The sequence below is a fragment of the Polaromonas sp. P4_F4 genome (assembly GCF_056401355.1).
The window spans coordinates 39,455-49,449 of record NZ_JBFUJO010000031.1; the positions used below are offsets into that span (position 1 = coordinate 39,455).

At 62.6% G+C, this 9,995-nt stretch carries 5 protein-coding genes, 1 tRNA gene and 2 pseudogenes; 6 read left to right on the plus strand and 2 right to left on the minus strand.

The window, feature by feature from the left end:
• Positions 1-80 precede the first annotated feature (80 nt).
• The 6 genes and pseudogenes from AC1DUR_RS23135 to AC1DUR_RS23160 form a co-directional block, all read left to right on the plus strand.
• A complete protein-coding gene (locus tag AC1DUR_RS23135) occupies positions 81-1,022 on the plus strand; it encodes an alpha/beta fold hydrolase (RefSeq protein WP_477717856.1) in 942 nt (313 codons plus the stop codon).
• 723 nt (positions 1,023-1,745) lie between these two features.
• A protein-coding gene (prfB, locus tag AC1DUR_RS23140) for a peptide chain release factor 2 (RefSeq protein WP_477717857.1) occupies positions 1,746-2,850 on the plus strand; the annotation gives its coding sequence in 2 pieces (ribosomal slippage) (positions 1,746-1,826 and positions 1,828-2,850; 1,104 coding nt in all).
• A 54-nt stretch (positions 2,851-2,904) separates the two neighbouring features.
• On the plus strand, positions 2,905-5,625 hold the full coding sequence (gene pepN / locus AC1DUR_RS23145; protein ID WP_477717858.1) for an aminopeptidase N: 2,721 nt from the start codon (positions 2,905-2,907) through the stop codon (positions 5,623-5,625).
• 237 nt (positions 5,626-5,862) lie between these two features.
• The gene (locus tag AC1DUR_RS23150) at positions 5,863-6,870 is read left to right on the plus strand and encodes a class 1 fructose-bisphosphatase (RefSeq protein ID WP_477717859.1); all 1,008 of its coding nucleotides are present in this window, start codon (positions 5,863-5,865) and stop codon (positions 6,868-6,870) included.
• A gap of 23 nt (positions 6,871-6,893) precedes the next feature.
• Positions 6,894-6,969: transfer RNA gene (locus tag AC1DUR_RS23155), tRNA-Thr, on the plus strand.
• A gap of 475 nt (positions 6,970-7,444) precedes the next feature.
• Positions 7,445-7,942, plus strand: a pseudogene (locus AC1DUR_RS23160) (TatD family hydrolase); the annotation flags it as partial.
• Between the two features lie 532 nt (positions 7,943-8,474).
• On the opposite strand, the gene AC1DUR_RS23165 reads toward AC1DUR_RS23160, so the two are convergent.
• Positions 8,475-9,716, minus strand: a complete 1,242-nt coding sequence (locus AC1DUR_RS23165; RefSeq protein ID WP_477722206.1) for a cytochrome P450 — start codon at positions 9,714-9,716, stop codon at positions 8,475-8,477.
• Positions 9,717-9,718: 2 nt separating this feature from the next.
• Positions 9,719-9,995, minus strand: a pseudogene (locus AC1DUR_RS23170) (biotin synthase BioB); the annotation flags it as partial.

A 9,995-nucleotide genomic window follows, 5' to 3' on the forward strand; every position in this document is an offset into this window, starting at 1 on the left:
GCCGGGCCCGGCGGCCCTCCCGCGGGCTTGTCCCTGTTTTGACTGCGTTTCAACTCGGTCCTCCTTATGATGAGGACCCAATGTACAAAGAAAAACGTTCTTTCCGCAGCGAGTTTGTCCCTATACGCGGGCTCAGCTACCACGTCCAGGTCTGGCCAGCCGCAGCTGGCCCCGCCTCCGCCGCCACCCGCCCGCCGCTGGTGCTGGTGCATGGCTGGATGGACGTCGCGGCCTCCTACCAGTTCATGGTCGATGCCTTGTCAGACGCGTTTGCGCAGGGCCGCACGATTATTGCGCCCGACTGGCGCGGCTTCGGCCAGACTGGCTCAAGCACCTCGGTAGGCCGAACGGACAACTACTGGTTTGCCGACTACCTGGCCGACCTGGACTTTCTGCTGGACCACTATGCGGCCGGCCAGGCGGTGGACCTGGTGGGGCACAGCATGGGCGGCAATGTGGCCATGCTCTACGCCGGCGTGCGGCCGGCACGCATTCGCAAGCTCGTCAACCTCGAAGGGTTTGGCCTGCCGGCCAGCAAACCCAGCCAGGCCCCCGCGCGCTATGCGAAATGGATGGATGAGCTCAAAAGCCTGCACCGGGGCGAACTCGACCTGAAGGCCTACAACGACGTGGACGGCGTGGCGCGCCGGCTCATGCGGACCAACCCCCGGCTGACACCCGACAAGGCCGGCTGGCTGGCCAGCCATTGGGCCCGCCCCGACGCCAGCGGCAAATGGCGGATTCTGGGCGACGCTGCACACAAGATCACCAGCGCGCACCTGTACCGGCTGGATGAGGCGCTGGAGATATACCGGCAGATCAGCGCGCCCACGCTGGCCATTGAGGCGTCCGACGACTCCTTGGCCACCTGGTGGAAGAGCGCCTACACCCTGGCGCAGTACCACGAAAGGCTCAAGCAGATACCCCAGGCGCAGGTGGCCGTGGTTCAGGATGCGGGCCACATGCTGCACCATGACCAGCCCGAACAGCTGGCCAGGCTGATCGAGGATTTCCTGGGTTAAGGGCAACACGGTTCAGTCAAGGACCCGTGAAGCTCCCTCCCCCGCTGGGGGAGGGCTGGGGTGGGGRCCAGCGGCGACCAGCTAAGCGCGGCGGTCCACCCCCCTCGCCGTGAGCCCCCATCCCGGCCTTCCCCCAGCGGGGGAAGGAGACGATTGGCACTGCACGCGGCGTGCTCACTGAACCGTATTGCCTCTGGCCCCATACGGTTCAACACGGTTCAGTCAAGAACCCGTGAAGCTCCTTCGCGCTGGGGAAGGGCTGGGGTGGGGGCCAGTAGCGACCAGCTAAGCGCGGTGGCCCGACGCCCACACCGCGAGCCCCCATCCCGGCCTTCCCCCAGCGGGGGAAGGAGATGAGCGGCACTGCACGCGGTGTACTCACTGAACCGTATCGCCTCTGGCCCCAATACGGTTCAATGCGGTTCAATCAAAAACCCGTGAAACTCCCTCCCCTTCCGGGGGAGGGTTGGGGTGGGGGCCAGCGGCGACCAGGTCAACACGGCGGCCCGACGCCCACGCCGTGAGCCCCCATCCCGGCCTTCCCCCAGCGGGGGAAGGAGATGAGCGGCACTGCACGCGGTGTGCTAACTGAACCGTATTGGAGCGCGGGGGCTATCCTCGTGAGAAAATCACGAGTTAAGTGGCATAAATCGCCAGATCATTCGCCAGACCGCCCAATGGCCAAAAACGGCCAAACGGCCCACCCTTCAGGATTGAACACTCATGGACGCAGAACGCATCAACATCATCGGCAACCAGCTCGCAGACCTGAGCAACCGGGTAAACGAACTTCGGGGGTATCTTTGACTACCCTGCCAAAGAACGAAAACTGCACGAAGTCAACGCCGCGCTCGAAGACCCCAAGGTCTGGGACAACCCCAAGCGCGCGCAGGAACTAGGCCGGGAAAAGAAATCGCTTGAAGACGTGGTGCATGTCATCGACCGGCTCACGCAGGAACTGGCCGACAACACCGAGTTGTTCGAGATGTCCAAGGGCGAAGGCGACGAAGCCGGCATGCTGGCCATTGAAGGCGAAGCCGGCAAGGTGGCCACCGAAGTCGAAAAGATGGAATTCCGCCGGATGTTCAACAACCCGGCCGATCCGCTGCCCTGCTTTCTGGACATTCAGGCCGGCGCCGGCGGCACCGAAGCCTGTGACTGGGCCAGCATGCTGCTGCGCCAGTACCTCAAGTACGCCGAACGCAAGGGCTTCAAGACCACCATTGAAGACGAAACCGCGGGCGACACGGCCGGCATCAAGGGCGCCACCATCAAGATCGAGGGCGAATACGCTTTTGGCCTGCTGCGAACCGAAACCGGCGTGCACCGGCTGGTCCGCAAGTCACCGTTTGACTCCTCCGGCGGGCGCCACACCTCGTTTGCCTCGGTGTTTGTGTACCCCGAGATTGACGACTCGATCGAGATCGACATCAACCCCTCGGACGTGCGCACCGACACCTTCCGCGCCAGCGGCGCCGGCGGCCAGCACATCAACAAGACCGACTCGGCCGTGCGTTTGACGCACATCCCGACCGGTATCGTGGTGCAATGCCAGGACGGCCGCTCGCAGCACAGCAACCGCGACGTGGCCTGGAAGCGCCTGCGCTCGCGCCTGTATGACCACGAGATGCGCAAGCGTCAGGCCGAACAGCAAAAGCTCGAAGACAGCAAGACCGACGTGGGCTGGGGCCACCAGATCCGCAGCTATGTGCTGGACCAGAGCCGCATCAAGGACCTGCGCACCAATTACGAAACCTCGGCCACGCAAAAGGTGCTCGACGGCGACCTTGACCCGTTTATCGAAGCTTCCCTGAAGCAGGGCGTCTGACGACGGCCGCCGACGTTCATCACCAACAACAAACCATTTTTTCAGGAACCCGACATGCTGCAAATGCCAGATGACAGAGAAAACGGACAGATGCCCGCCGTGGTAGTTAACCGCGCCGACTATGTGGCGCCCGCTTACTGGATTGACACCGTCGACCTGTGTTTTGACCTCGACCCGGCCAAAACGCGCGTGCTCAACAAGATGAAGCTGCGCCGCAACCCGGATGTGCCGGCCCAGCCACTGAAGCTCGACGGCGAAGAGCTGAATCTCGCCCGCGTGCTGGTCAACGGGCAAGGCACGTCGTTCAGGATGGAAGGCAGCCGGCTGGTGCTGGACAACCTGCCCGATGACTTCGAGCTGGAGATCTTCACCACCACCTGCCCCGCCAAAAACACCAAGCTGATGGGTCTCTACGTCAGCAACGACTCGTTCTTCACACAGTGCGAGGCCGAAGGCTTCAGGCGCATCACCTACTTCCTGGACCGCCCGGATGTGATGGCGAGCTACAGCGTCACGCTGCGCGCCGACAAGGCCCTGTACCCCGTGCTGTTGTCCAACGGCAACCTGGTGGAGCAAGGCATGCTGGAAAACGGCACCAACGGCCCGCGCCATTTCGCCAAATGGGTGGACCCGCACAAAAAGCCGAGCTACCTGTTTGCACTGGTGGCCGGCCAACTGGTCAGCCGCGAGCAGCGCATCACCTCGCGCGCCGGCAAGGAACACACGCTGCAGGTCTATGTGCGCCCCGGCGACCTCGACAAGACCGAGCACGCGATGAACTCGCTGATGCACTCGGTGGCCTGGGACGAAGCCCGCTTTGGGCTGCCGCTGGACCTGGAACGGTTCATGATCGTGGCCACCAGCGACTTCAACATGGGCGCCATGGAAAACAAGGGCCTGAACATCTTCAACACCAAGTACGTGCTGGCGAATCAGGCGACGGCCACCGATACCGATTATTCGAACATCGAAAGCGTGGTGGGTCACGAGTACTTCCACAACTGGACCGGCAATCGCGTCACCTGCCGCGACTGGTTCCAGCTCAGCCTCAAGGAAGGCCTGACGGTATTCCGCGACCAGGAGTTCAGCCAGGACCTGTGCGGCGAGGCGTCGGCCCGTGCCGTCAAGCGCATTGAAGACGTGCGTGTGCTGCGCACCGCCCAGTTCCCGGAAGACGCGGGCCCGATGGCCCATCCGGTGCGGCCCGACAGCTATATCGAGATCAGCAACTTCTACACCGTCACCATCTACGAAAAAGGCGCCGAGGTCGTGCGCATGATGCAGACCCTGGTAGGCCGCGAAGGCTTTGCCAGGGGCATGACCCTGTACTTCGAGCGGCACGACGGCAAAGCCGTCACGTGTGACGACTTTGCGCAAGCCATTGCCGATGCCAACCCGGCGTCTGACCTGGCGCGCCTGTTGCCGCAGTTCAAGCGCTGGTACAGCCAGGCCGGCACACCGCGCGTGCATGCCCAGGGCGTGCATGACGCAGCCGCCCGCACCTACACCCTGACGCTGTCCCAAAGCTGCGCGCCGACCGCCGGCCAGGCGGTCAAGGAGCCGTTCGTCATTCCCGTGGGCCTGGGCCTGCTGGGCGCAGACGGCACCGACCTGCCCCTGCAACTGGCCCACGAAACCGCTGCCGCGGGAACATCACGCACCGTGGTGCTCACGCAAGCCAGTGAAACGCTGACCTTTGTGAATGTCGATGCCGAGCCCGTGCCGTCCATCCTGCGCGGCTTCACTGCCCCGGTGGTGCTGGAGTTCGACTACACCGACGCCCAGCTGCTGCACCTGCTGGCCCACGACAGCGACCCCTTCAACCGCTGGGAAGCCGGCCAGCGGCTGGCCGTCAGGCGCGCTACCAAATCAATCGCTGCCGTCGCCTATCCCGTGGGGGCTGCGCCGCTCGATGACGCCTATGTGGCGGCCATGCGCAGCGTGCTGCACCACCCCGGGCTGGATGCCGCGTTCAAGGAACTGGTGCTCACCCTGCCCTCGGAAAGCTACCTGGCCGAGCAGCTCGACGTGGTCGACCCGCAGCGCATCCACGCGGTGCGCGAGGCCATGCGCCAGCAGCTCGCCGTGGCACTGACCGGCGACTGGCAGCAAGTCTACGAAGCCAACCAGGGCACAGGCGCCTATACACCCGACCCCACCTCGTCAGGCCGCCGCGCGCTGGCGGGCATGGCCCTGTCCCAGCTCTGCCTGGCCGCGATGACCACCGGAGATACCGTGTGGCCCGGCAAGACGCTGCAGCGCTTCAAGGATGCGGGCAACATGACTGACCGCTTCAACGCACTGTCCGCCCTGGTCTCCAGCGGCCACCCGCTGGCGGCCCAGGCGCTGGCGAAGTTCCACGCCATGTTCAAGGACGAGGCACTCGTCATCGACAAATGGTTCGGCCTGCAGGCTGGCGCGCCAGACCGCAACGGCAACATCCTGCCGGCCGTCAGGCAGCTCATGAAGCACCCTGATTTCAGCCTGCGCAACCCCAACCGCGCCCGCAGTGTCATCAGCACCTACTGCCAGGCCAACCCGGCGGCCTTCCATCGCACGGACGCCGCCGGCTACGTGTTCTGGAGCGACCGCGTGATGGAACTCGACGCCATCAACCCCCAGGTGGCGGCCCGCTTGGCCCGTGCACTTGACCGCTGGAGCAAACTGGCCGAGCCTTACCGCAGCGCAGCGCGCGAAGCGATTGCCCGGGTCGCGGCCAAGACCGACCTGAGCAAGGACACGCTCGAAGTCGTCACGCGCGCACTGGCCGATTGAATATATGGCCCCCACGCTTGTCACTTCGTGTACTGCGCTGCCCCCCGAGGGGGCCGCTGCGCCTGCGGCCCGGCTAAGCCGGTTCCGCGGCCCCTGCTGGGTTAAGACATCACCTTTCGTTGATGTTGCCCCTGCGCTTTTCACTTCGTGTATTGCGCTGCACCCCGAGGGGCCCGCTGCGCCTGCGGCCCGGCGACAATTGATCTGATTTTCTAATTTCGAAGACTGGAGTTTCCAATGTCCCAAAGAATTTCCCTCACCCGCTACCTGGTTGAGCAGCAACGCAGGGAAGGTCACATTCCTTCCCAGTTGCGGCTGCTGCTTGAAGTGGTGGCCCGCGCCTGCAAAGGCATCAGCCAGGCCGTCAACAAAGGCGCACTGGGCGGCGTGCTCGGCACGGCCGGCAGTGAAAACGTGCAGGGCGAAGTCCAGAAAAAGCTCGACATCATCGCCAACGAAGTACTGATCGAAGCCAACGAATGGGGTGGCCACCTGGCCGCCATGGCCTCGGAAGAAATGGACAGCATCTATGCGGTGCCCAACCGTTACCCGCAAGGCGAATACCTGCTGCTGTTCGACCCGCTCGACGGCTCCAGCAACATCGACGTGAATGTCAGCATCGGCACCATCTTCAGCGTGCTGAAAAAGCCCGGTGATCATGCCGTTGTCGAAGAAAAAGACTTCCTGCAGCCGGGCAACAAACAGGTCGCCGCCGGCTACTGCGTCTATGGCCCCCAAACCACGCTGGTGCTGACCGTGGGCGACGGTGTGGCCATGTTCACGCTAGACCGCGAGCAGGGCTCCTTTGTGCTGATCGAGGAAAACGTGCGCATCCCCGAAGACACCAAGGAATTTGCCATCAACATGAGCAACATGCGTCACTGGGATGCGCCGGTGAAGCGCTACATCGACGAATGCCTGCAGGGCACCGAAGGCCCGCGCGGCAAGGACTTCAACATGCGCTGGGTCGCCTCCATGGTGGCCGACGTGCACCGCATCCTGAGCCGCGGCGGCATCTTCATGTACCCCTGGGACAAACGCGAACCCGAAAAGGCCGGCAAACTGCGCCTGATGTACGAAGCCAACCCCATGGGCTGGATCGTCGAGCAGGCCGGCGGCGCCGCCACCAACGGCAAACAGCGCATCCTGGACATCCAGCCCGGCAAGCTGCACGAGCGCGTCAGCGTCATCCTCGGGTCCAAAAATGAGGTAGAGCGGGTGACCGGCTATCACTCCGGGCTATAATTAGAGGCTGTAATTCATAAAACGCCGGTGTAGCTCAGTCGGTAGAGCAGCTCATTCGTAATGAGAAGGTCGGGTGTTCGATTCATCTCTCCGGCACCAATCCCCATAAGGAAAGCCCGCTATCGTTTTGATAGCTGGCTTTCCTTTTTTCGGATCATGTAGCCACCATGTAGCCATCAGTACGGGATTTTGTACTGGCTGCTCGTATCTGCGGCTGAGTGCGTCCGCAGCCCCCGCGAGAAATACGTGCCGCAACTGATACGCATGATCACCCCTACAGATTTTGCGCATCAGTGAGTGTGATCAACTAATTCGATGACCTGATGTTCACGAATCGTGATGGTCAAAATTACAAAAAAATAGTTCAAATGACCTCTGGCCAATGCGACAAATGATCGGCCTGGCAGCTTCAAGGGCAGCTTTGGAGCGCGACGAGCACCCGCTTTGCAGCGAGGCTGTGTGATAACGCATCGGCAAGCCGAATCATCATCGCGCACTCCACGATTTCTCGGGTGCGTCAGATTTTCTTAATTAATTTGTATCGCAGACCCTATACGGGAACCCTACCACCAGGCTCGTCGGAGAGATTGGCATCGACGGCTCATCTAGGTTTAGGACGTCAGTGCAACTACAGGAGAAGATTTTCCGGGCAGCTTTGGCTAGGTGCCAGGAAACTGGGGGACGTGTGATGAGCATCCATTCGCGCGGTGCGGAGCGCCTAGTAATAGATTGCCTAACGCAAGCTCCTGGTGCTGGAACACCTGTGCTTCACTGGTTCTCTGGGAGCCTGCAGAACTTGGAAGCAGCCAAGGCCATCGGATGCTGGTTTAGCGTCGGTCCCGTGATGTTGAGAAGTGCGAAGGGTCGACAACTGGCTGCGGCAATGCCGCCCGACCGAGTTCTCCCGGAAACCGATGGGCCGTTCACTCAGGTAGATGGAACTACGTTGAAGCCTTGGCAAGCTTGGGACGTCTGCTCTGTGCTTGGTTGTTTGTGGCAGCGAAGCACGATGGACGTGGAGACTTTGATGGTCGAGAATTTGAGTCGGTTGCCGGGTTTCCGTAGGCTTTAAGCGGCGCTCTTTCCATGAGCGCGTCCTAGTAGTTGCTTAAGCAACGCCAGGCGCAACTCATTCAGTCGAGATCCCCTCGTTAAATGAAAAGGGGATGATTGCATATGGCGGACGGATGGGCAATCGGCTTTCAGACTGAAGCGGCCTCTCGAACGACAGCTTCGTAGAACAGGTGACAGGCCGCTTCTGGCCGGGTGCGGGTGCAGCGATCATCGAAATCGGCGCCACATTGCCGACACCCAACCTGCCGATGTCAATGTCGGGTATGGAGCGAGCATTTCGGATAGCCCTGTGTCGGCAGTCAGTCTTCAGCGGGTACTCAGCACCACGCGTCTGACTGTCCGGTCTTTGTCGATCGGTAGCTTTAAAGGAATTTCGCTCGCAATCTGCCCATGATCCAGTCAAAATCGACCGAGCCCACTTCCCAGCCTTTCCGTCGTATTCCCTATCGAGCGGCGCGGCCCGGCTGCTTGAGTAGTGGTTGACAGCATAGAAATTGCAAACGACGCCATGCTGGTTTGAGTGCCGCTGGTTAAGCGGGCGCCCTGCACCGCAGCGGCAGCGTCACCAACCCGCGGTAAAGCGGGTTGGTGATCCTGCGCGGCGTGGCATCGACCAGACTGAGTTCCGGCCACCGTCGCAGCAGTTGCTGGAAGACGATCTCGGCCTCCATCAGCGTGAGCGCCGCGCCAATGCAAACGTGCGGGCCCGAACCGAATGAGAGCGAACTGCCGTCGCGCCGAGTGATGTCGAGAACGTCTGGCTGCGCATAGCGCCTTGGGTCCCGGTTGGCGGCGCCAATCAGGGGCACGACCAGGTCACCGCGACGCAGTCGCTGGCCGTGCAAAACCAGATCGGTGCTCACGCGCCGTCCCGTGTACTGCACCGGGCTGTCAAAACGCAGCAGCTCGCGCACCGCGCCAGGCAGCAGTTCGGGGGCTTGCTGCAGACGCTGCCATTGGTCGGGATGCGCCAGCAATGCCTGCAAGCCGCTTCCCAGCAAATGGCGCGTGGTCTCAAAGCCGGCAAACAGCAGCATGGCGCACTGTGCGAGCAGCTCGACGCCACCCTGGATCTCGCCCCTGGCCTCGGCCTGCGCCAGGCGGCTGGTCAGATCGTCGCCTGGCGTCTGGCGTTTTTGTTCCAGCAGGGTCTCGAAGTAGCGGCTCATGGCCAACAGGCTCACCTGGGCCCGGCGCGCCTGCCCCCGCGTGGGCTGCGGTGCGCCGATGAAGCTGGCAAGATCCTCCGACCAGGCCATGAAGTCATCGTACTGGAGGTTCTCGATGCCCAGCAGCCGCGTGATCACCCGCACCGGCAGCGGCCGGGCGACCGTCTCGATGAAATCGAAGCAGTCAGCGCCCTCCCCCTGGTCGAGCAGTTCAGTGACAGCCTGCTCAATGTGCGGCACCAGCCGCTGAAGCACATCCATCCGAAAGCCCGCATGCAGCACCTTGCGGATGCGCGGGTGGTCCGGTGCGTCGAGAAACAGCAAGGCGCGGGCAAACAGCTGTTGAAAGCCGCTCAGTTCACCCGAAGTTTCTTCGCGGTCCTTGACCCAGGCGCCCGTGCGCTGCGCAGAAAAGCGCGGGTCGCGCAGCACCAGTTCGACATCGGCATGGCGTGTCACCAGCCAGGCACCGCCAAAAAACTCCTCGCTCCAGTGGATAGCGCCGGCCTCCCGCAGGGCGTCGTAAGTCGGGTAAGGGTTGGCCAGGAACGCGGCATCTATGATGGGGTACGCCGGCGCTGGCGGCCTCAGGTCTGCGTTCATGTCTACTGCGCCTGTTGCGCTGCGGGGCGAGCGCCCTGGGTTTTTAGTCCCAGGCGCTCAAACAGCTGGCGGTCGCGATCGGCTTGCGGGTTGCTGGTCGTGAGCAGCTTGTCGCCATAAAAAATCGAATTGGCGCCAGCGGCGAAGCACAGCGCCTGCAGGGCTTCGCCCATCTGTTCGCGACCGGCCGACAAGCGGACCATGGTCTGCGGCATGGTGATGCGGGCCACGGCGATGGTACGCACGAACTCGAACGGGTCCAGCGGCGCGGTGTTGGCC

Excerpts from the sequence above, each read along its gene's own strand:
- AC1DUR_RS23150 (WP_477717859.1), top strand. The coding sequence starts at position 5,863 with ATGTCCCAAAGAATTTCCCTCACCCGCTACCTGGTTGAGCAGCAACGC.
- pepN (WP_477717858.1), top strand. The coding sequence starts at position 2,905 with ATGCTGCAAATGCCAGATGACAGAGAAAACGGACAGATGCCCGCCGTG.
- AC1DUR_RS23165 (WP_477722206.1), bottom strand. The coding sequence starts at position 9,716 with ATGAACGCAGACCTGAGGCCGCCAGCGCCGGCGTACCCCATCATAGAT.
- AC1DUR_RS23135 (WP_477717856.1), top strand. The coding sequence starts at position 81 with ATGTACAAAGAAAAACGTTCTTTCCGCAGCGAGTTTGTCCCTATACGC.